Origin of the sequence: Cellulomonas fimi, assembly GCF_028583725.1 — a bacterium.
In the GTDB taxonomy this organism is placed as follows: Bacteria; Actinomycetota; Actinomycetes; order Actinomycetales; family Cellulomonadaceae; genus Cellulomonas; species Cellulomonas fimi_B.
Genome location: NZ_CP110680.1, coordinates 2851760 through 2872603, shown reverse-complemented (window position 1 = coordinate 2872603; position 20844 = coordinate 2851760). Strand labels below are relative to the sequence as shown.

The window sequence follows — 20844 nt, the reverse complement described above, 5'->3', positions numbered from 1 at the left end:
GGCACCCGCCGCGGGTGAGACTGCGGGCGGCCGCGCCCGCGACCGCCGCCCGACCCGAGGAGCACCCGTGACCGTCACCGACACCCGCCCCGTCGTGGACTTCTGGTTCGACCCGGCCTGCCCGTGGGCGTGGCTGACGTCGCGCTGGATGGACGAGGTGACGCGCGTGCGGGACGTCGAGGTGCGCTGGCACGTCATGAGCCTGTCCGTCCTCAACGAGGGGCGCGACCTCCCGGAGACGTACCGCGCGCTCATGGACGACTCGTGGGCGCCGGTGCGCGTGCTCGTCGCGGCCGCGCGCGACCACGGCGACAAGGTCCTCAAGCCGCTCTACGACGCGCTCGGGTCCCGCCGCCACACCGACCGGCGCACCGACACGGCGGCGATCGTCGAGGAGGCCCTCGCCGAGGTCGGCCTGCCGCCCGAGCTCGCCGAGGTGGGCGCCACCGACGAGGTGGACGACCTGCTGCGCGCCTCGCACGGCGAGGCGATCACCCTCGTCGGGGACGAGGTCGGGACGCCCGTCGTGGCGATCGACGGCGTCGGTTTCTTCGGCCCCGTCATCACGCCCGCCCCGACGGGCGAGGCCGCCGGTCGGCTCTTCGACGGGCTCGCGCTCGTCACCCAGGTGCCCGGCTTCTACGAGCTCAAGCGCACGCGCACGGTCGGCCCCGCCGTCTGACGCGAGCGCGCCGACGTCCCCGGCCGGTCCCGCCCTCGGCCGGGGCCGGCCGCGCCTCCGGACGGCGCGCGCGACCGGCCCCGGTGGCTCGTCGGGTTCGTCCCGTGTGATCCTGTTCGACGCCCGCGCCCTCGGAACCAGGAGGACCATGACGTCGCCGCGGACGATCCGGACCCTGATGATCGTCGACGCCGTCCTCGTCGTCGCGTTCCTCGTGCTCCTCGTCGTCACCCTCGCGACACGCCCGGACGGCGAGCCCGGTGCGGGGGCGACGTCGTCGCCGACCCCGACGGCCACCGCGACCAGCGAACCGGCGGACGAGTTCCGGCTGCCGAGCGGCAACATCGCGTGCGCGGTGTCGAGCGACGGCGTGACCTGCACGATCGCTCGCTACACCTACGCGGCACCGGAGGTCGCGGGCTGCACTGGCCGGACGGGCCACGTGCTGACGCTCGGTCCCGACGGTGTCGCGTTCGCGTGCGAGGAGGGCCCGGCGCCCACGGCGGCCGGGTCGGACGTCCGGACGCTCGAGTACGGGTCGCAGACGCGGGTCGACGACTACACGTGCAAGAGCGGCACCGACGGCGTGACCTGCACGGACGCGGACGGCGTCGGCTTCCGCCTGGCCCGGGCATCGTGGACCGAGCTGCCCTGACGGCTCCGGCGTCGACGCCCCACCGGGCGCGCCCGGACCACCTCCGGACGTGACGGACGGGCCGGCGCCTGCCCGCGCACCGGCCCGCCCGTCGACCGTTCACCAGATCCGGACGCGCTCCGCCGGGTCCAGGTACAGCGCGTCGCCGGGCTGCACGTCGAACGCCTCGTAGTACGCGTCGACGTTGCGCACGACGCCGTTGCACCGGAACTCGTTCGGGGAGTGCGGGTCGGTCGCGAGGCGGCGGACGACCTCCTCGTCCCGGCCCTTCGACTGCCACACCTGCGCCCACCCGAGGAAGACGCGCTGCGCACCCGTGAGCCCGTCGACGACCGGCGCCTCCGCGAGCGGCTTCCCGAGGGCGATCTCGTACGCGGCCAACGCGATCGACAGGCCGCCCAGGTCGCCGATGTTCTCGCCGATCGTCAGCGCACCGTTGACCTTGTGCGACCCGTTCAGCTGTGCGGGGGAGAACTCGCCGTACTGGTCGACGAGCGCCTTCGTGCGCTTCTCGAACTCCGCGCGGTCCTCCGCGGTCCACCAGTCCTCGAGCCGGCCGGCGCCGTCGTACTTCGAGCCCTGGTCGTCGAACCCGTGCCCGATCTCGTGCCCGATGACCGCGCCGATCCCGCCGTAGTTGACCGCGTCGTCCGCGTCGGCGTCGAAGAACGGCGGCTGCAGGATCGCCGCGGGGAAGACGATCTCGTTCATCCCCGGGTTGTAGTAGGCGTTGACCGTCTGCGGCGTCATGAACCACTCGTCGCGGTCGAGCGGCTTGCCGATCTTGTTCAGCTCGCGGTCCTGCTCGAACGCGTTCGCCCGCCGGACGTTGCCGAGCAGGTCGTCGGGGGAGACCTCGAGCGCCGAGTAGTCGCGCCAGCGCACGGGGTAGCCGATCTTCGGCGTGAACGCCTCGAGCTTGGCGAGCGCCTTCGCGCGCGTCTCCTCGCCCATCCAGTCGAGCCGCGCGATCGACCGGCGGTACGCCTCGACGAGGTGCGCGACGAGCTCGTCCATGCGCTCCTTGTGGCTCGGCGGGAAGTGCCGCTCGACGTACACCTTGCCGACGGCCTCGCCCAGCACGCCCTGCACGAGCCCGACGCCGCGCTTCCAGCGGTCGCGCAGCTCCTGCGCACCCGTGAGCGTGCGGCCGTAGAAGTCGAAGTTCGCCTCGACGATCTCGTCGGGCAGGAACGGCGCGCGGTCGCTGACCACGTGGTACGCCAGCCAGGCCTTCCACGCGTCGAGCGGCTCGCTCGCCCACAGCGCCGCGAAGCCCTCGGCGAACGACGGCTCGCGCACGACGAGGTCGTCGAGCGAGCCCTCCGGGGCACCCAGCGCGCGTGCCCACGCGACCCAGTCGAAGCCGGGCGCGCGCTCGGCGAGCGCGGTGAGCGTCATCGGGTTGTAGGTGAGGTCGGCGTCGCGGTCCTTGACGACGTCCCAGTGGTGCGACGCGAGCGCGGTCTCCAGGTCCACGACGGTCGCGGCCATGGCGTCCGCCGCGGCCTCGTCGGCGGCGACGCCCGCGAGCCGGAGCATGCGCGCGACGTGCGGGCGGTACGCCGCGAGCACCTGCGCGTACTGGGCGTCGCGGTAGTACGACTCGTCGGGCAGGCCGAGACCGGACTGCGCGAGGTAGACGACGTAGCGCTCGGGGTCCTTGGCGTCGTTGTCGACCCAGAACCCGACCGCCGACGCCGCGCCCGTGCGTTGCAGCGCGCCGAGCGCGGCGGTGAGCTCGTCGCGCGTGGTCGCGCGGTCGACGAGGTCGAGGTCCTCGCGCAGCGGCGCGAGCCCGCGCGCCTCGATCGTGGCGGTGTCCATGAACGACGCGTAGACCGCGCCGATCTTCGCCTCGACGCCGTCGCCGCCACCGGCCTCGGCGGTCGCGGCGGCGTCCGCGATGATGTCGCGGACCTGCTCCTCGGCCTGGTCGTGCAGGGCGCGGAACGCGCCGTCCATCGCACGGTCGGCGGGGATCTCGTGGGCCGCGACCCACTTCCCGTTGACGTGCGCGAAGAGGTCGTCCTGGGGTCGGGTGGCGGGGTCGAGGGCGGTGAGGTCGATGCCGCTGCGCGTCATGGGCACAGCCTACGGACGCACGGGCGCCGGTCGTCGAGCGGTGCGGCAGGATGACCCCTATGCGGATCCATGTCGCCTCCGACCATGCCGGTTTCGAGCTCAAGGTCGCGCTCGTCGAGCACCTCCGCTCCGAGGGCCACGACGTCGTCGACCACGGCGCGCACACGTACGACGCGCTCGACGACTACCCGCCGTTCTGCTTCGCCGCGGGCGAGGCCGTCGTCGCCGAGCCCGGCAGTCTCGGCGTCGTCATCGGCGGGTCGGGCAACGGCGAGCAGATCGCCGCCAACAAGGTCGCCGGGGTGCGCGCCGCGCTCGCGTGGAACCTCGACACCGCGCGCCTCGGCCGCCAGCACAACGACGCGAACGTCGTCGCGATCGGTGCCCGCCAGCACTCGGTCGACGAGGCGATCGAGCTCGTCGACGCGTTCGTCGCCGAGCCCTTCAGCCAGGACCCGCGCCACCAGCGCCGCATCGACCAGCTCGCCGAGTACGAGCGCGCCCGCGGCTGACGCCCTCGGGCGCGCCCGTCCTCGCGGTCAGAACACCCAGCTGCAGACCGGGGCCACCGGCCAGCCGAACGCCGAGGCGGCCCCCTGCACCGCCTCCGCGCGGACCGGCGTGACGAGGCCGGCCCGGACCTGCGCGGCGAGCGAGCGCCCGCCGAGGTAGAGCGCGCCGAGCTCGCGCACGTCGAGCGCGACGTCGGCGTCGTCGTCGGTCCGCTCGACGCGGGCCTCCCACGCTCCGTCCGTGGGCGTCGTCGCGGTGGTGAGACGCCACCGGCCGGCGTTCGCGGGCAGGAGCGCGTCGCGCACGTCGAGCACCACGTCGACGGGGGCCGCGTACCGGCGCGCCGCGAGCGCCGTCGGCACGTCGAGCAGGCGGACCCACAGGTTGTCGACCATCTTCGGCACGATGCCGCGCGGGTCGACGAGCTGGTGCAGCAGCGCGTCGTCGACGGGGAGCATGGGCCCCTCGATCGACGAGGTGAGGTCGAGGTCGAGCACGAACGACCACAGGCGGTGCGTCGCGGCCGCGTCGACGGCGACGGCCTCGCGGACGCGCACCTCGAACCTCGGCCCGCCCTCGGTCCACACGGCCTTGCGCCGCAGCACCGCGTACGCGCGGACGTCGCCCGCGGCGTCGTGCACGGTCGCGACGCGCAGGGGCTCGCCGCCGTCGCGCCACGCAGGCGGGTCGACGAGCTGCCGGCGACGCAGGACCTCGGTGTCGCGCGTGATCCACCCCGGACGACCGGCGCCGGCGGCGCGGTGCACCGCGTCCAGCACGTCGCGGTGGGCGAACGCGTCGAGCGTCGCGAACCGGACCGTCAGGTCCGTCGAGCCGGGCACGTCGCGCAGCGCGGCGCCGCGCGAGAGCGTGACCCGCAGGTCGTCGGCGGCCGACCCGTAGCCGAACCGCCCGTAGATCGCGTGCTCCGCGGCGAACAGCGCGGAGACGGGCTCGCCACGGTCGAGCGAGCGCGCGACGTGCGTGTCGATCATCGCCGTCAGCAGGCCGCGACGACGCTGGTCGGGCCGCACGCCGACCCACGTCAGCCCCGAGCAGGGGACGCTCCCACCGGGGACGGGAAGGGTGAACGGGAACGACCCGTGCACGGCGGCGAGCGACCCGTCGGGGGTCTCGACCCCCATCGTGCGGTCCCAGGGCACCGTGAGCGGCACGATCGCGTCCGTCTCGGGGGTGGAGTCGAACGCGAAGGCCAGGCGGTCGGTGTCGAGGAACTCGGACCGGCGGCTCTCGGGCACCTCGACGACGCGGTACCCCTCGGGCAGGCTGCTCATGGCCGCCATCGTCGCGGGCGACGCACCGCGCGCGCGAGCGGATTCTCGGCCGCGAGCGCGCCTGTGCGCCCCTGTCGGCGTCCCCGACCTGCGGATACGCTCGGGCGATGACGACGGGCACGCCGGTCGGCCCGGGACCCCTCACGCGGATCGTGCTCGCCGTGCGGCGGCGCGTCCTGCGCTCGCAGCCCGGCCTCGCGGGGCTGCTGGTCCTGCTGTCCGGTGCCGTCGTGGCGGGGATCGTGCTGCAGTCGCGGTGGGTGCCGCCGTCGACGTTCCTGCTGCTCCTGCTCGCGGGCGTGCTCCTCCTGCGCCTCCGCCCCCTCGCGGCGCTGTGCGTCGTGATCCTCGTCGAGGCGCTGGTCCTCATGCTGTCCGACGTGCCCGCGATGGTGCCCGGCGTCGTCGTCATCGTCGGGGTGGGCACGGTCGTGGCGCTGGTGTTCGCGAACGAGCGCGACCGGCTCGGGCTGCGCGGCGCGCCCGGCGGGCACATGCTCGTCGACCTGCGCGACCGCCTGTCGGCGCACGGTCGTGTCCCCGCGCTGCCGTCCGGCTGGTCCGTCGACTCCGACATCCGGTCCGCGCACGCCGACGCGTTCTCGGGCGACTTCATGGTCGCCCGGCTGCGGCGCGGCGCGGTGCTGGAGGTCGTGCTCGTCGACGTCTCCGGCAAGGGGCTCGACGCGGGCGTGCGTTCGCTGCAGCTGTCGGGCGCGTTCGGCGGGCTGCTCGGGGCGCTGCCCAGCGAGTCGTTCCTGCAGGCGGCCAACGCGTACGTCCTCGACCAGGACTGGGAGGAGGGCTTCGCGACCGCGGTACACCTCGCCGTCGACCTGACGTCGGGGGACTACACCGTCGCGTCGGCGGGGCACCCGCCACCGCTGCACCTGCACGCCGGGGCCGGGCGCCTGGACGTCGTCGACACCGTCGGCAGCCCCGCCCTCGGGGTCGTCGACGACCTGCCGTACCGGCCGCGGTTCGGCCGGCTCGAGCCGGGTGACGTCCTGCTGCTGTACACGGACGGGCTCGTCGACGCGCCCGGCACGTCGCTCGACCGTGGGCTCGACCGCCTGATGGGCGCCGCCGACCGGGTGCTGGCGCCCCGTGCGGGCGGTGCCGCGGCGGTGGTCGCGGCGGTGCGGGCGGACGACTCCGACGACCGCGCGCTCCTGCTGGTCCGGCGCGACTGACGCCGCTCGACGGGGGCCGGCCGCGCGCCCGCGCGGCGGGGCCGTGGCCACGTGTCAGTCGTCGGGGAACCAGATCGCGCGCCGCAGCGCGACGCGCGACCCGTCGGCGGTGCGCGGCGTCCCCTCCGCGACGAGCTGCTCCATCGCGCGGACGCGGTGCCGGGCGGGCGGCGCGCCCTGCGCGTTCACGACGCGCCACCACGGGACGCCCGACCCGGCACGGCTCATCACCTGGCCGACCTGGCGCGGCCCGCCGCGCGGACTGCCTCCCGCGCGCACGGCCTGCTCGTTGACCACGTCGGCGACCGTCCCGTACGTCATGACCCGGCCGGACGGGATGGTCGCGACGAGGTCGAGCACGGCCTCGACGTAGTCGTCGTCCACGTCAGACGGCGTCCGTGAGGAGCGCGGCGACCGCCGGCAGCGCCCGCGGGTCGGTCTGGACGAGCATGGTGGTGATCGCGGTGCCCTGCCACGCCGGGAGCTGGGCACGGATGTCGTCGGCCGTGCCGACGAGCGCGATCTCGCGGACGAGCTCGGTCGGCACCGCAGCCACCGCGCGGGCCTTGTCGCCCGCGAGGTAGTGGGCCTGGATCTCGTCGCACGCCTCGCCGTAGCCGAGCCGGTCGAGGACGTTGCGGTGAAAGTTCGCACCCTTGGCGCCCATCCCGCCCGCGTAGAGCGCGACGTGCGGCCGGATCGTGTCGGCCGCCTGCTCCACGTCGTCGGCCAGGACGACGGGGACCGCGGCGGTGACCTCGAACTCCTCCGGGGGGCGCAGCGCACCGGACCGGCGGGCGAACCCCTCGGCGAGCAGCGCGCGGTGCTCGCCGTCCATGCGCGGGGAGTAGAACATCGGCAGCCACCCGTCGGCGATCTCGGCGGTGAGCGAGGTGTTGCGCGGGCCCTCGGCCGCGAGGTGGATCGGCAGGTCGGCGCGCAGGGGGTGCACGGTGGGGCGCAGCGGCTTGCCGAGGCCGGTGCCCTCGTCGGCGGGCAGCGGGAGGCGGTAGAAGTCGCCGTCGTAGGTCACGGGCGCCTCGCGCGCGAGGACCTGACGGACGACGTCGACGTACTCGCGCGTACGGGCGAGGGGTCGCGGGTACGGCTGCCCGTACCAGCCCTCGACGACCTGGGGGCCGCTCGCGCCGAGCCCGAGCACGAACCGGCCGCCCGACAGGTGGTCGAGCGTGAGCGCGGCCATCGCGGTCGCGGTGGGCGTCCGGGCCGAGAGCTGCGCGATCGCGGTGCCGAGGCGGATCGTCGACGTGCGCGCGCCCCACCACGCGAGCGGGGTGAGCGCGTCCGAGCCGTAGGCCTCGGCCGTCCACACCGAGTCGAAGCCGAGCTGCTCGGCGGCCAGCACGGCCTCCTGCGCGCCCGGCGGCGGACCGGCCGACCAGTACCCGACGTAGTACCCGAGGCGCATCGTCACCCTCCGCTCGACCTGCGCGTCCGCGGTGACGCGCGGCGGTCAGGTTACCGGTGAGTCGCTTCCGGCGGCGCACCCCGGCACGGCGCGGCCGACGAGGTCCGGGCCTCGGCCATGAGCACGTGCGCGTGTGCGACGGCGCGCACCACGTCGTCGGCGGTCGCGCCGTCCGGTCGCGTGCGCGCGGCCATCGCGGCCAGGGTCGCGGCGAGGTCGAGCAGGCCGAGCACGAGGGCGGCGTCGGCCGGTCCGTCGGCGGGGCTCGTGCCCGAGCGGTAGGTGAGCAGGGCGTCGGCGGCGTGGACGACGTCGGCGTCGGTCGGGTGCGCCGCGTCCGCGCGGCAGGTGGTGGTGACCATGCCCTGCAGGTGGGACACCGAGGTCGAGAACTCTCGGCCCCAGGCGGGACACCGAGGGTGAGAACTCCGGGCGTCGGCGCCGGTCAGCGTGTCGCGAGGACGATCGTCCTGCGACTCAGCACTGACACTGAAATATCTTCGACCCATGAGCCGGATCATGCATCCCGACGCCACCGCGGCGCCGGGCCCGCTCGTGCCACCGCCACGACCGGCGTCCGCGCCCCTGATCCCCAGCCCACGACCCGTGCCCGAGCAGGAGACGACCGACCTCGGCCCTGCCGACCTCGGACCCGCCGACCTCGGACCGGCCGACCTCGGACCCGCCGAGCTCCTCGACACGGCCCGGCGCTCCGTGCACCGCGCCCGTGCGCGCCGCGCGACGCCCGCCTGGGTGCGCGGCGACGACGACGACCTCGTCGGCGACGTGGTCGAGGCGTGCCTGCGAGCCCGACGCCGCGGCCAGACCGTCCACGCCGGCTACGTCGACGGCGTCGCGCGCCACCTCGTCGGCCGCGACCGCGACCTGTCGTCCGCCGACGCCCGCGCGCTGCGTCTCCTGCACGCCGCGACCGCCGAGCGCGAGCAGGAGCTGGGGCGCAGCGCCACGGACCGGGACCGGTGCGAGCTCGCGGGCCGGATCCTCGCCGGCTGGTCGTCCGGGCGGCGGCCGTCGCGCGCGTTCCACCGGCGCACGGAGGTCGTCCCGGCCGACCTGGAGACGCACGCCGTCGCCGGTGAACCCGCGCGCGAGGAGCTCACCGACGACGCCGCGGTGCTCGCGCTGCTCGACGCGTGCACCCGTGCGCACGGCAAGGCCGAGCGCTTCGCGATCCGGCGACGGACCTGGGACGCGCTCGCCGACGTCACCGGCGCACCGAAGGTGAGCGCCGACCTCAGCAAGCACCGCGTCACGGCCGCGCGCGCCCTCATGCGGCGGCGGGCCGGAGGGACGGCGGCAGGAGTGCGCGACGCGGTCGCGGCGTGGGAGCAGGGTGAGGCCGACGCCCGGACCGAGGCGCTCTTCCTCCCGTGGGCCGCCCTCGACAGGTCCGAGCAGGCCGCGGTCGTCGACCAGCTCCGCCGGTACGCCGCGCACGCCGGGGACCTCTGGGAGTCGGCCCTCGCCTGCGCCGGCCGGACCTACGGGGCCTGACGCCCGCGCGGCGCACGGCACGCCGCAGCCGGACCCACCCGGCACCGCGCCGCGGGCCGTGCGCGAGCCGTCAGTCGGCCGGCCCGTCCGGGTACGGCGGGACGAGGTGCATCTCGTCGAGCGCCGCGCGCGCACGCGGGCCGTCGCCGTCGGCGAGCGCGCGGGTCGCGGCGGCCAGGACGGCGACCATCGTCCGCCAGCGGGCGGCGTCCCACGCCATCGCGATGTGCCGCTGCACCGTCGGGCGCACGAGGTCGGTCAGCCGGACGAGGACCCGGTTGCCCGACGCGTCGTCGAGCAGGCCGGTCCAGTGCACCGCGTACGCCGCCGCGGTGCGCAGGTCGCCGGCGTCGACCGCACTGTCCATCACGCGCACCGCGGCGTCGAGCCGGCTGAGCCGCACGGGCGAGAGGCGCGGGACGGCGAGGTCCACCGCCCGGCGGTGCAGCAGCCACATGAGCTCCGCGCGGTCGGCCGCGAGCCGCTCGTCGAGACCCGAGACGCGCGTGAGCCGGTGGTGGGTGAGCTCGACGAGCCCGCTGAACTCGAGCTGCGTGAGCGCGACGCGCAGCGGCGTCCGCGAGACGCCCAGCCACTCCATGAGCGGCTGTTCCCGCAGGACCTCGCCCGGTTCGAGCGTGCCGTCGAGGATCGCCGCGCGCAGGTCGGCGGCCGTCCGGGCGGCGAGCGTCGTCGTGCGGTCACCCGTCGCCGGTTCGCCCGCGAGCGTCGGCTGCGGCCGCTCCGTCTCGGCGTCGACCGTCACCGGGCGAGGCGCGTACGCCTCGGGGACGAGCGCGCGCGCCCAGCCGACGATCCCGTCGCGCGCCGCCCGCCCGTCGCCGTCGATCGCCCCGCGCAGCGACTGCCGCAACGGGGGGAGGGCCGCGTCGAGGTCGAGCGTGTCGTGGCGCTGGATGAGGTACCGCCGGACGGTCGGCATGAGGATGCCGTGCGCGCGCGCGACGGCGACGTTCCCGTGCCGCTCGAGCACGACGGGCAGCACGGTGCGCTCGGGCTCCCGCTGGCGCAGCGCCGCCGCGTACGTGCCGGCGTCGCGCAGCCCGTCGTCGAGGTAGGCCTGCAGCACCTCGCGGTCCTCCGGCGTGAGCCGCGCGGACACGCCGCGCAGGACGTGCCCGAGCAGCGTCGTCGACACGTCGAGCGCGTCGTGCGCGTCGCGGACGTCGAGCGGGGCCACCTGCGTCCACCGGCGCGGCGCCACGCGGACGAGGTCGATCGCGGCGAGCCGGTCGAGCGCCTCGCGGACCGGGGTCCGCGACACCCCGAGCCGCTGCGCGACCTGCTCGTCGGAGAGGTCCGAGCCGGGCGGCAGGACGCCCGTCACGATCTCGTCGAGCAGGGTGGCGTAGACGACGTCCCGCAGCGGGCCGCGCGGGGCCCGCGCGGGGCCGGTGGGGATGGGCACACGTCATTCAACCGTGGTTCGGAGCCCTGACGTGCACACCCGGCCCCGCCCGCGTGCCGTCCGGGTGACGGCGGGGCCCGCGCGGGGTCAGGACACGCGGGCGCGTTCCGCGAGCGTGTTGAGCAGGGCCGCGGCCGTCGCGGCGTCGTCGACCGTGACGACGGTGGTGCGTCCGCCCGTGCGCTCGACGACGATCGCGTCGCCCGCACGCAGCACGAACCCCGCGCGACCGTCGAGCGCCACGCGGTAGCCCCAGCCGCCGAAGTCCCGCAGTGGGCTGACGGCCTCGGCGTGGGCCGCCACGACCTGGTCGAGGGGGACGTGCACCCGCGGCCAGCCCAGCGGGGAGCGTGCGACGAGCCCCGCGGCACTGACCGTGACCCGCAGGACGAGCATCGTCGCGAGCAGCGCGGCGATGACCGCGGCGACGGCGATCAGGACCCACGTGTCCAGCAGGATCGACAGCACGACCTGCAGCGCGACGACGGGCAGCGCGACGCCCACCGCCGCCGGCGACCAGACGGTGGCGGTCCACGCCGCGCGCTCGCCAGGAGCGAGGGGCAGCCGGGCGGCGTCTGCCGGGGGTGCGTCGGTCGCGGTGACGTCGGGGTCGCCGGGCACGAGCAGCGCCGCGAGCACGCCGAGGGCGATCCCGGCCGCGAAGGCGCCGACGAGCACGCCCGTCACGGGACCCGCGTCGCGCGCGTCGGCGAGACCGCGCTGCTGGGCGAGCGAGCCGACGACGACCACCGCGAGGAGCGCCGTGACGCCGACCGACGTCCCGGCGGCGATGCGTCGCGTCGTCGCCTCGGCCCCGAGCCGCAGGGCCAGCAGCCAGCAGGACAGGGAGAGGAACGCCGACGTCAGGACGAGGAGCGTGAGCGCACCGGTGAGCGACGAGAAGTCGTCGGGCGTGCCGCCCGGCCCCCAGTGGGTGGCGACCGGGTCCGGGAGGTCGTCGGCCCAGGTCAGCGCGACGGCCACGGCGAGGCCCGCGAGCGCGAGCGGTGCCACGAGCGTGAGCAGCGTCGTCGCGCGGCGGTGAGGGATGGTCGGGCGGCGGGTGGTGGTCACCGGAGGGCCTCCTTCAGCAGGGCGAGCGTGGTGGCGGGCGGGACGCGCAGGCGGCGCGCGGTCTGCACGACCTGGTCGACGGCCTCGTGCAGCGCGGCGAGGTCGTCGGTGCGCGCGACGACGGCGCCACGGCCGCGGCGCAGCTCGATGACGCCCTCGTCGCGCAGCTCCTGGTAGGCGCGCAGCACCGTGTGCAGGTTGATGTCGAGCGACGTGGAGAGCTCGCGGGCCGCGGGGAGGCGGGTGCCGGCGGTCAGCTCGCCGCGGGCCGCGGCGCGGCGCACCTGGTCCGCGAGCTGCTGGAACAGCGGCTCGGGCGAGGAGGGGTCGACGCGCAGGAGCATATGACAACTCTAGTTGTTTGCAGACAACTAGAACAACTGCCGGCCGTGTGTCAGGCGCAGATCGGCGTCAGGTGCCGATCGGTGTCAGATGTAGATCGCGGGGTCGTCGACCTCGACGTCGAACGGTGCCGCCTTCGGGCGGAGCCGGATCTGCGCTGGGACGCCGACGGCGATCGCGTCGGCAGGCACGTCGTGGATCACGACCGCGTTCGCGCCGACCTGCGCGCCGTTGCCGACCCACACCGGTCCGAGGATCTTCGCGCCCGCGCCGACGACGACGCCGTCGCCGAGCGTGGGGTGGCGCTTGCCGCGCCGCATGGACTTGCCCCCGAGCGTCGACCCGTGGAACAGCACCACGTCGTCGCCGACCTCGGCGGTCTCGCCGACGACCACGCCCATGCCGTGGTCGATGAACAGCCGTCGCCCGAGCCGGGCCCCGGGGTGGATCTCGATCCCGGTGGCTGCCCGCGCGAGCTGCGACAGCAGTCGCGCGGGCAGCCGGAGACCGGGCTCCCGCCACATCCGGTGCGCCACCCGGTAGACCCACACCGCGTGCACGCCGGGGTAGCCGAGGGCGACCTCGAGGGCCGAGCGCGCCGCGGGGTCGCGGTGGCGGGCGGCGTCGAGGTCCTCCCTCAGGAGGTCCAGCAGGCGCAGGGGTGCGGTCATGAGCCTTCCGGTCTGGTGCGGGGGACGGGGGAGCGGAGGCTCAGTCGAGCAGGTCGGCGTAGAGGATCGTCGACAGGTAGCGCTCGCCGAACGACGGGATGATCGCGACGATCAGCTTGCCGGCGTTCTCCGGGCGCTCCGCGAGCAGCTTCGCGGCGTGCAGCGCGGCACCCGACGAGATGCCGACCAGCAGGCCCTCCTCGGCGGCGGCACGGCGAGCGGTCGCGACGGCCGTCTCGGCGTCGACGTCGATGATCTCGTCGTAGACGGACGTGTCGAGGATCTCCGGCACGAAGTTCGCGCCGATGCCCTGGATCTTGTGCGGGCCGGGGGCGCCGCCGTTGAGGATCGGCGACTCGGCCGGCTCGACGCCGACGATCTTGACGCCCGGCTTGCGCTCCTTGAGCACCTGCCCGACGCCCGTGATCGTGCCGCCCGTGCCGATGCCGGCGACGAGGATGTCGATCTCGCCGTCCGTGTCGGCCCAGATCTCCTCGGCCGTCGTGCGGCGGTGGATCGCGGGGTTGGCCTCGTTCGCGAACTGGCGGGCGAGGATGGCGCCCTCGCGCTCCTTCACGATCTCGTCGGCCTTGTTGACCGCGCCCTTCATGCCCTCCGAGCCGGGCGTGAGGATGAGCTCGGCGCCGAACGCGCGCAGCAGCGCACGCCGCTCCTTCGACATCGTCTCCGGCATCGTCAGCACGACCTTGTAGCCGCGCGCCGCACCGACGAACGCGAGCGCGATGCCCGTGTTGCCGGAGGTCGCCTCGACGATCGTGCCGCCCGGCTTGAGGTCGCCCGACGCCTCGGCCGCGTCGATGATCGCGACGCCGATGCGGTCCTTGACGGAGTTGGCCGGGTTGTAGAACTCGAGCTTGCCGACCACGGTGGCGGGGGCGCCGTCGGTGATCTTGTTGATGCGGACCAGCGGGGTGTTGCCGATCAGCGCGGTCGCGTCGTCGTAGATGCGGGCCATGGTTCCTCTTCGGTCGAGCCGCCTCGTCCGGGTCGGGCGGCGTGCAGGGGTGGGGGACAGCGTGCGGTCCACCGGACCGGGCGACGGGGCAGGTCGCGCGGCCGGTGGGTGGTGCGGCGGGGCGAGCACTGGCGGGGCGGGGCGCACGCCCCGGTCAGGTGATCCTCGCGCGCGAGGGTCGCCAGTGCTCTACCGACAGCGACAGCAGCGCGCGGCCTGCGCGGGGGCGACGGAGGCGGCGGTGCGGCTCTGCGCGCTCATCGCTCTCCTCCGGTCGCGGACCGCTCACCGCGACGGCTCGGGTCGAGCGCGCGGGGCCGCCGACGGGCGACCGCAGTCGCGCCGACGTTATCCCCAAGCCCGGTCCCGCGCAAAGGCCCTCCACCCCTCGGACGACGCCGCACCCCTGGTCAGCGCGTACCCAGCCCGACGGCGTCGAGCCACGCCTCCGCGAGCAGCCCGAAGCCTGCGGGCGTCGGGTGCACGCCGTCGGAGGCCCAGGCCGCCGGTGCCGTGCGCACCGCGGCGGCGGCGAACAGCCCGTCGGCCGGGACGAGCACCGCGCGGTGCTCGGCGGCCAGCCGCCGGACGACCGCGATCCTCGGGTCGAGGTCCGCGCGCCACGCGTGCTGGTCGGGCGTGACGGGGACGAGGAACGGCTCGACGAGCACGAAGCGCGCCCCGAGACGGTCGGCGGCGGACGACAGCATCGCTGAGAGGTTGTCCTCGTACTCCGCGGTCGACGTCGGGACGCCCGAGTCGTAGCGCCGCCACGTGTCGTTGATGCCGACCAGGACGGACACCACCTGCGGCTCGAGCGCGAGCGCGTCGACCTCCCACCGGGCCCGCAGCATCGCGGACGTGTCGCCGCCGACCCCGCGGTTGAGGAACCCCAGGCCGAGGTCGGGGCGGCGGGCCCCCGCCAGGGCGGCGACGATCCCGGCGTACCCGTGCCCCAGGCTCGCGGGGTCGGAGCGGTCGCGCCCCCAGTCCGTCACGGAGTCGCCGGTGAGCAGGACCCGGTCGCCCGGGCGCAGGAACGTCGTCGTCACCCGCGCATCCCACCACACCGCGGCTCGCCCCCGGCTCGCGGTCAGGAGGGTGGGCGACCTCGGGGCGCGTGCCCGGGAACACCGAGGGCGGCCCACCGCGTGTCGCGGGGGCCGCCCAGGAGCGGTGGTGTCAGGACGCCGGGTCGTCCGTGCGACGCACGTCGAGCGTCACGACGGAGCCGGCCTCGACCTCGCCGGACAGCGGGTCCTGCGCGACGACGACCCAGAGCGTCGGGTCGTCGACCGTGCGGCCCTGGCCCGTCGCGTCGACCGTCTCGACGGTGAGGCCGCGCGCCTCGAGCGTGTCCTGCGCGGTCGTGAGCAGCAGGTGCGTCTGGTCGATGACCTCGACCGTGCCGGACGCCTCCTCGTCGGCGCCGGAGGTGACCTCCGCGCTCGTGCCGGTCGGCGTCGCGTCGTCGTCCGAGCCGGAGTCCGAGCAGCCGGCGAGGAACGCGGTCGCGGCGAGCGCGGCGGACGCGGCGCCGACGACGAGTCGCGTGCGGGTGGCGGGCAGCTTCATGGGTCCATCCCCTGGTGTGTTCGCAGGTGTCACCGGTGTGCGGGCATGACGACGAGACCCCTCGTCGTGGCATCCCCCCACGTGCGGGCCGCCCGAGCGGCTCGCGAGTCCTCCACGACCGTAGGCCCGACCACTGACACGCGTCTCGTGCATAACGGGCGACGTGGGACGAATGCCCCCGGCGACGAGGTGTGCGTTCCGCCACACCCACGGCCGCGACCTGCGACGTCGCGCGGTCGCGGGCCCCCCGACCGTCGGTGCGGACCCGGTGGGGACCCGTCAGCGGAGCGCGTCGACGAGCTTCGCGACCCGTCGCTCGCGCGTCGGCTGCTGCTTGGCCTCGACCACGCTGCGCACGTGCTCCTTGCGGTGCGACGGCGCCAACGCGTCGAACGCCGCCCGCACGCCAGCACCCTCCAGGGCCGCCGCGAGGTCGTCGGGGACCTCGACCGTGCGCGGCTGGTCGTCGAGCACCAGCGTCACGTCGTGCTCCTCGTCGCCCGCGACGCCGGCCTCCGCGCGCACCGCCGCCGAGACCGGCACCAGGAAGCGGCCGCCCATCGGCGCCACCGTCGAGCGGTAGGTGTAGCCGTTGAGCGTCACCACCACAGGAGGGCGCCGGCCCGCGCCCAGGCCGAGCACGACCTCCTCGGGGACGTCGATGCCGACGTTGCGGGCGCCGGACCGGACCAGCACGGTGCGGAACGTGGTCACCGCGCCACCGTGGCACACCCCGTCGCGCGAGGCACGCGGCTCACCGCCTCGGACTGCGCACGGGACGACGGCGTGCCAGGCTCGACACGCACCGTCGAGCGCGCGGCGGCGCCGGACCGTCGCGAGGGGGCAGCGATGCCGGTCGAGCACGTCGTCGTCATGGGCGTCGCCGGGTCGGGCAAGACGACCGTCGGCCGGCTGCTCGCGGAACGGCTCGCACGGCCCTACGCCGAGGCCGACGAGTTCCACCCGGCCGAGAACGTCGCGAAGATGGCCGCCGGCACACCGTTGACCGACGAGGACCGCGCCCCCTGGCTCGCCGCGATCCGCGACTGGCTCACCGCCCGGTCGCGCGCCGGGCAGGACACCGTCGTCACCTGCTCCGCCCTCAAGGTCGCCTACCGCGACGTCCTGCGGGAGGCCGACGGACGCGTCCGCTTCCTGCACCTCTCCGGCCCCGGCGACCTCATCGCCGAGCGCATGACGCACCGCGCCGGCCACTTCATGCCGACGTCGCTGCTCCCGTCGCAGCTCGCGACGCTCGAGCCGCTCACCGCGGCCGAGGACGGTGTGACCGTCGTCGTCGACGTCCCGCCCGCCGAGGTCGTCGACCGCGCGCTGCGCGCGCTGCACCCGTCCGCTCCCGCCTGACCCACGCCGAAAGGGGGCGCACCGTGGTCCACGCGCTCGTCACCGCGGCTCCCGAGGGCATCAGCGACGTCCGGCTCGTCGTCGCCGCCGTCATCGGCATCGCCGTGATCGTCGTGCTCATCGTCTGGGCCAAGCTGCACCCGTTCCTCGCGCTGACCATCGGCTCCGGCGTCCTCGCCGTCGTCGCGGGCATCGCCTACCCCGACGCGTTCGCGAGCTTCGTGAAAGGCGTGGGGGAGACCGTCGCCGGGGTCGGCCTGCTCATCGCGCTCGGCGCGATCATCGGCAAGCTGCTCGTCGACAGCGGAGGCGCCGACGAGATCGTCGACACGATCCTCGCCCGCACGACCGTCGGCCGGTTGCCGTGGGCGATGGCGCTCATCGCGTTCGTCATCGGCATCCCGCTGTTCTTCGAGGTCGGGGTCGTGCTGCTCATCCCCGTCGTCATGCTCGTCGCCCGCCGCTCGCACGTGCCGCTGATCCTCGTCGGCATCCCCGCGCTCGCGGGCCTGTCCGCGCTGCACGGCCTCGTCCCGCCGCACCCGGGGCCGCTCATCGCGATCGACGCCGTCGGCGCGGACCTCGGCCTGACCCTCGGGCTCGGCCTGCTCGTCGCCGTCCCGACCGTCATCATCAGCGGGCCGCTCCTCGCGCGCCCCATGGCCCGGTGGGTGCCGATCGAGGCCCCCGAGCGCTTCCTCGACGAGGTCGAGCGCGACGACGAGCACCGCCGACCCGCGTTCGCGACCGCGCTCGCGGTCGTCCTGCTCCCGGTCGTGCTCATGCTCGCGCGCACCGTCGTCGAGGCCGCCGGGGCGGAGGAGAGCGGCGCCGGTCGCGCGCTCGCGTTCCTCGGGACGCCCCTGGTCGCGCTGCTCGTCACGTCGCTCGTCGCGCTCGTCGCGCTCGGCACCGCGCTCGGCCGCACGCGGCAGCAGGTCAGCACCCTCGTCGACCGGTCCTTCGCTCCGATCGCGTCGATCCTGCTCATCGTCGCCGCGGGCGGCGGCTTCAAGTCGACCCTCGTCGACTCCGGCGTCGGCGACGTCATCGCGAACGCCCTCGCCGACGCGCCCATCTCGCCGCTGCTCGCGGGCTGGCTCGTCGCCGTGCTGATCCGCCTCGCGACCGGGTCCGCGACCGTCGCGACCATCACCGCCGCGGGCATCGTCGCGCCGCTCGCCGCCGACCTCACGCCCACGCACGTCGCGCTGCTCGTGCTCGCGATCGGCGCCGGGTCCGTCTTCCTCAGCCACGTCAACGACGCCGGGTTCTGGCTGGTCAAGGAGTACTTCCGCATGACCGTGGGCCAGACGTTCAAGACGTGGTCCCTCATGGAGACCGTCCTGTCCGTCACCGGCCTGGTGTTCGTCCTGCTGCTGAGTCTCGTGCTGTGACGCGAGCGGGTGGGACGGCCGTGCTCGCCGTCCCACCCGCTCGCTCGTTCGTCGCCCGGACGCGTCAGTCGTTGGGCGGGGCCTCGGAGATGTCGGCCAGGGCCGAGTCGGGGTCGAGGTCGACGGCGAGGTCACCGATGCTGACGATCCCGACCGCCCGGTCGCCGTCGACGACGGGGACGCGGCGGACCGCCTTCTCCCGCATGATGCGGACGACGTCGTCGACGTCGTCGTCCGCGCCGACGGTGACGAGGTCGCCCGTGGCGAGCTGCCCGACGGGTGCGTCGAGGCCGATGCCCTGCGCGAAGCCGCGCACCACGAGGTCACGGTCGGTGACGATGCCGACGACGGCACCGTTCTCGGCGACGACGAGCGAGCCGACGTCCTGCGTCGCCATCGTCTGTGCGACGGCCTGCAGCGTGTCGGTGACCTCGACGACCGTCGGGTGCGCCGTCATGTGGTCGGAGACCGTGCGAGTCATGGGTTCCTCCTCGTCGGTGGACGACCCGGATGCGTGCCACGCCCGGGGGCGCGGCAGGGTCTGCACCGCGGTCCTACGGTCGGTCACGGCCGCCATCGACGCATCTCGAGACGCGCGACCGGGGCCCACGGTCACGGCCCGCGGTCAGGGGCCGCGGTGCTCGACGACCTCGGGCTGGTGGTGCCCGTACTTCTCCCGGAGGAAGTTGCCGGTGGTGCTCAGCTCCGCCGTCAGTCGACGGTGCCGGCTCGCGTCGAGGGCGTCGGCCTGGACCGCGAGGATGCGCAGCTGCTCGGTGAGCTCCTCGACCGGTGTGCGCCCGTCGGGCTGGCGCTCCTGCACCCTGCTCGGCGCGATCGCCAGGTAGTGCGTGAGGACGGCAGGCAGGTAGCGCCGCGCCATGGCGTCCAGCTCGTACTCGAACCGCGGGTCGCCGGTCGGCTCGCGCCGCTCGGCCGCGATGACGTCGTCCAGCACCTGGCAGATGCGCTGGACCGTCCGGTGGGTGTCGCCCGGCAGCCGGCGCCTGTTCAGGTCCGCGACCGTGCGGACCCGGGCGACCGTCGAGGACAGGTCCTGCGCCCCCTCGACGGCCACGGCGTACGGCGCGCGGGCCCCCTCGACGACCGTGGCCGTCACCACGGGGTCCCGCTTCCACCACCGGCGTCGAGCCGGCAGCCACAGGTCCCGCAGGTGCCAGGCGCGCACGCCCGAGGCGCCCATGGCCGTCAGCGCGAGCAGGGCGGGCAGCCCCCAGAAGCCGTCGAGGACGAACACCGCCACCGAGAAGGCCCCGGCGTAGACCAGGCCCTCGAGCACCGTCCGGACGTCCTTGCGGACCGCGCCGACGACGAGCACCAGGTAGGCGAGCAGCGGCCAGAAGACGACGGCGGCCGTCACCTTGACGACGTTGCCGAGCGTGAGTCGCGACACGGTCAGCTCCTCCCGAGATCCACCATGGCGGCGACGCGCAGCGCGGCCACCGTGTCGAGGGCGCGGTCCACGCTCTCGACGAGCTCGACGTTGGTCCTCCGCACGACGTCGAGCGCCAGGTAGCCCTGGACCCCGACCGCGAGCTGGGTCAGCAGGTCCTGATGGTTCCGGCGCACGGCGAGCAGGGCGTCCGACTCGAGCGTCGTGGCGTCGTCGCTCCTGCCCTGGGCGCGCAGCGCGGCGACCCGCCGCTCGAGGCCGTCGCCCAGGAGGCGGACGAGGACCGCGGTGTCCGCGAGCCGGCCCAGCGACTGCCAGAGGGCGTCGCGCTCGGTCTGCAGGGCCGCGTTGTCGTGCCGCAGCGCGTCCTGGCCTCGCAGGAGGTCCCGCGTGAGGGCGTCGAGCTGCTCGACACCTGCCGGCGGCGCCGGGACGTGCCGGGCCAGGTCCCGCTCGACGACGAGCTGGCGGACCTCCGCCAGGACCGCGCCCGTGCGTGCGACGGGGTCCTCGCCGCCGGAGAGTGCCCCCGTCGGTCGGCGGAGCACCCGGGCGACCGAGTCGCCGACCTCGTGCATCGGCGCGTCGCCCAGCCGGATGAGCCCGGTCAGCCTCGTCCGGAGCTCTGGGCCGTGCAGCGGTACGTCGAGCAGGTCGTCGAGAAGAGACCGCGCCGTCACCGCGAGCCGCTGCTCCACCTCCTCGTCGACCAGCGCCAGGCCCCCGACGTCCTCCGGTCGTCGACCCGTCACCGGTGACGACGACCGCACCGCGAGCGCCGACGAGCCTCGTGACTCGTCCATGGCGAGGGTGCGCGGGTCCGACATGTGCCCTCCTCGAGCACTCGGTGTCTGGACCGATCATCTCAAACCAGCGCCCGGAACGTGTGCGCGTCGTGGGGGCCGCCGGGGCGGGTGTCGGAGCGGACGACGGGAATCGAACCCGCGTAGCCAGTTTGGAAGACTGGGGCTCTACCATTGAGCTACGTCCGCACAGGTCCGGCAGGCCGGACCGCGGCACCCAGGGTACCGGGTGCGCAGCAGCGGATCGTGCACCCCTCCCGGCCACCCGGCCGTACCGGGGTGCGCACGGGATGTGGCGCAGGTTGGTAGCGCGTCCGCTTTGGGAGCGGAAGGTCGTGGGTTCGAATCCCGCCATCCCGACCCTGATCCACCCGGCAGCCACGGCCCCCGGCCGTGACGTCGATCCGCCGAACCGGCCCGCGCGGCACCTG

23 protein-coding genes and 2 tRNA genes are annotated in these 20844 nt (G+C 75.1%); 8 read left to right on the top strand and 17 right to left on the bottom strand.

Annotated elements, in window-relative coordinates:
* The first annotated feature begins 67 nt into the window (after window positions 1–67).
* Both OOT42_RS12975 and OOT42_RS12970 read left to right on the top strand, forming a co-directional pair.
* A complete protein-coding gene (locus tag OOT42_RS12975; RefSeq protein WP_273651617.1) occupies window positions 68–682 on the top strand; it encodes a DsbA family protein in 615 nt (204 codons plus the stop codon).
* A gap of 148 nt (window positions 683–830) precedes the next feature.
* A complete protein-coding gene (locus OOT42_RS12970; RefSeq protein WP_273651616.1) occupies window positions 831–1337 on the top strand; it encodes a hypothetical protein in 507 nt (168 codons plus the stop codon).
* 99 nt (window positions 1338–1436) lie between these two features.
* On the opposite strand, the gene OOT42_RS12965 is transcribed toward OOT42_RS12970, so the two are convergent.
* The gene (locus OOT42_RS12965; RefSeq protein ID WP_273651615.1) at window positions 1437–3422 is read right to left on the bottom strand and encodes a M13 family metallopeptidase; all 1986 of its coding nucleotides are present in this window, start codon (window positions 3420–3422) and stop codon (window positions 1437–1439) included.
* A 59-nt stretch (window positions 3423–3481) separates the two neighbouring features.
* On the opposite strand from OOT42_RS12965, the gene OOT42_RS12960 reads away from it, so the two are divergent.
* On the top strand, window positions 3482–3934 hold the full coding sequence (locus OOT42_RS12960; protein WP_273651614.1) for a ribose-5-phosphate isomerase: 453 nt from the start codon (window positions 3482–3484) through the stop codon (window positions 3932–3934).
* A gap of 27 nt (window positions 3935–3961) precedes the next feature.
* Here the strand turns inward: OOT42_RS12960 and OOT42_RS12955 are convergent, their stop codons facing one another.
* Window positions 3962–5230: a GNAT family N-acetyltransferase gene (locus OOT42_RS12955; RefSeq protein WP_273651613.1), complete on the bottom strand. Its 1269-nt coding sequence runs from the start codon at window positions 5228–5230 to the stop codon at window positions 3962–3964.
* A gap of 107 nt (window positions 5231–5337) precedes the next feature.
* Here OOT42_RS12955 and OOT42_RS12950 point away from each other — a divergent pair, with 107 nt between their 5' ends.
* On the top strand, window positions 5338–6423 hold the full coding sequence (locus OOT42_RS12950; protein WP_273651612.1) for a PP2C family protein-serine/threonine phosphatase: 1086 nt from the start codon (window positions 5338–5340) through the stop codon (window positions 6421–6423).
* 54 nt (window positions 6424–6477) lie between these two features.
* On the opposite strand, the gene OOT42_RS12945 is transcribed toward OOT42_RS12950, so the two are convergent.
* Genes OOT42_RS12945 through OOT42_RS12935 form a run of 3 tightly spaced genes read right to left on the bottom strand, consistent with a single transcriptional unit; the run spans window position 6478 to window position 8214 of the window.
* A complete protein-coding gene (locus OOT42_RS12945) occupies window positions 6478–6807 on the bottom strand; it encodes an MGMT family protein (RefSeq protein ID WP_273651611.1) in 330 nt (109 codons plus the stop codon).
* A 1-nt stretch (window position 6808) separates the two neighbouring features.
* A complete protein-coding gene (locus OOT42_RS12940; protein WP_273654839.1) occupies window positions 6809–7852 on the bottom strand; it encodes an LLM class F420-dependent oxidoreductase in 1044 nt (347 codons plus the stop codon).
* A 50-nt stretch (window positions 7853–7902) separates the two neighbouring features.
* On the bottom strand, window positions 7903–8214 hold the full coding sequence (locus OOT42_RS12935; protein ID WP_273651610.1) for a hypothetical protein: 312 nt from the start codon (window positions 8212–8214) through the stop codon (window positions 7903–7905).
* 145 nt (window positions 8215–8359) lie between these two features.
* Here OOT42_RS12935 and OOT42_RS12930 point away from each other — a divergent pair, with 145 nt between their 5' ends.
* The gene (locus tag OOT42_RS12930; RefSeq protein WP_273651609.1) at window positions 8360–9367 is read left to right on the top strand and encodes a hypothetical protein; all 1008 of its coding nucleotides are present in this window, start codon (window positions 8360–8362) and stop codon (window positions 9365–9367) included.
* Window positions 9368–9437: 70 nt separating this feature from the next.
* On the opposite strand, the gene OOT42_RS12925 is transcribed toward OOT42_RS12930, so the two are convergent.
* The 8 genes from OOT42_RS12925 to OOT42_RS12890 all read right to left on the bottom strand — a co-directional run bounded on the left by OOT42_RS12925 (window position 9438) and on the right by OOT42_RS12890 (window position 16148).
* On the bottom strand, window positions 9438–10796 hold the full coding sequence (locus OOT42_RS12925; RefSeq protein ID WP_273651608.1) for a GntR family transcriptional regulator: 1359 nt from the start codon (window positions 10794–10796) through the stop codon (window positions 9438–9440).
* Between the two features lie 87 nt (window positions 10797–10883).
* Window positions 10884–11870 (bottom strand): DUF1648 domain-containing protein, encoded by a 987-nt coding sequence (locus OOT42_RS12920; RefSeq protein WP_273651607.1) that lies wholly within the window; start codon window positions 11868–11870, stop codon window positions 10884–10886.
* A complete protein-coding gene (locus OOT42_RS12915) occupies window positions 11867–12214 on the bottom strand; it encodes a GntR family transcriptional regulator (RefSeq protein WP_273651606.1) in 348 nt (115 codons plus the stop codon). The genes OOT42_RS12920 and OOT42_RS12915 overlap by 4 nt, the downstream gene beginning before the upstream one ends.
* Window positions 12215–12298: 84 nt before the next feature.
* Window positions 12299–12883, bottom strand: a complete 585-nt coding sequence (gene epsC / locus OOT42_RS12910) for a serine O-acetyltransferase EpsC (RefSeq protein ID WP_273651605.1) — start codon at window positions 12881–12883, stop codon at window positions 12299–12301.
* 40 nt (window positions 12884–12923) lie between these two features.
* Window positions 12924–13859 carry a cysteine synthase A gene (gene cysK, locus OOT42_RS12905; protein ID WP_273651604.1) on the bottom strand — a complete coding sequence of 312 codons (936 nt, stop codon included), beginning with the start codon at window positions 13857–13859 and terminating at the stop codon, window positions 12924–12926.
* 410 nt (window positions 13860–14269) lie between these two features.
* On the bottom strand, window positions 14270–14911 hold the full coding sequence (locus OOT42_RS12900; RefSeq protein WP_273651603.1) for an SGNH/GDSL hydrolase family protein: 642 nt from the start codon (window positions 14909–14911) through the stop codon (window positions 14270–14272).
* Window positions 14912–15041: 130 nt separating this feature from the next.
* Window positions 15042–15434, bottom strand: a complete 393-nt coding sequence (locus tag OOT42_RS12895; protein WP_273651602.1) for a PASTA domain-containing protein — start codon at window positions 15432–15434, stop codon at window positions 15042–15044.
* 279 nt (window positions 15435–15713) lie between these two features.
* Window positions 15714–16148, bottom strand: coding sequence for a YdeI/OmpD-associated family protein (locus OOT42_RS12890; RefSeq protein ID WP_273651601.1), 435 nt, complete (start codon window positions 16146–16148; stop codon window positions 15714–15716).
* 135 nt (window positions 16149–16283) lie between these two features.
* Here OOT42_RS12890 and OOT42_RS12885 point away from each other — a divergent pair, with 135 nt between their 5' ends.
* Both OOT42_RS12885 and OOT42_RS12880 read left to right on the top strand, forming a co-directional pair.
* A complete protein-coding gene (locus OOT42_RS12885; protein WP_273651600.1) occupies window positions 16284–16799 on the top strand; it encodes a gluconokinase in 516 nt (171 codons plus the stop codon).
* Window positions 16800–16822: 23 nt separating this feature from the next.
* A complete protein-coding gene (locus OOT42_RS12880; RefSeq protein ID WP_273651599.1) occupies window positions 16823–18196 on the top strand; it encodes a GntP family permease in 1374 nt (457 codons plus the stop codon).
* Between the two features lie 64 nt (window positions 18197–18260).
* Here the strand turns inward: OOT42_RS12880 and OOT42_RS12875 are convergent, their stop codons facing one another.
* The 4 genes from OOT42_RS12875 to OOT42_RS12860 form a co-directional block, all read right to left on the bottom strand.
* Complete coding sequence (locus OOT42_RS12875; RefSeq protein WP_273651598.1) at window positions 18261–18677, bottom strand: CBS domain-containing protein; 417 nt, start codon at window positions 18675–18677, stop codon at window positions 18261–18263.
* Between the two features lie 144 nt (window positions 18678–18821).
* Window positions 18822–19610, bottom strand: a complete 789-nt coding sequence (locus OOT42_RS12870) for a hypothetical protein (protein WP_273651597.1) — start codon at window positions 19608–19610, stop codon at window positions 18822–18824.
* A gap of 2 nt (window positions 19611–19612) precedes the next feature.
* A complete protein-coding gene (locus OOT42_RS12865) occupies window positions 19613–20437 on the bottom strand; it encodes a toxic anion resistance protein (protein WP_273651596.1) in 825 nt (274 codons plus the stop codon).
* 94 nt (window positions 20438–20531) lie between these two features.
* Window positions 20532–20602, bottom strand: a tRNA-Gly gene (locus OOT42_RS12860).
* 97 nt (window positions 20603–20699) lie between these two features.
* On the opposite strand from OOT42_RS12860, the gene OOT42_RS12855 reads away from it, so the two are divergent.
* A tRNA-Pro gene (locus tag OOT42_RS12855) sits at window positions 20700–20773 on the top strand.
* Window positions 20774–20844 lie beyond the last annotated feature (71 nt).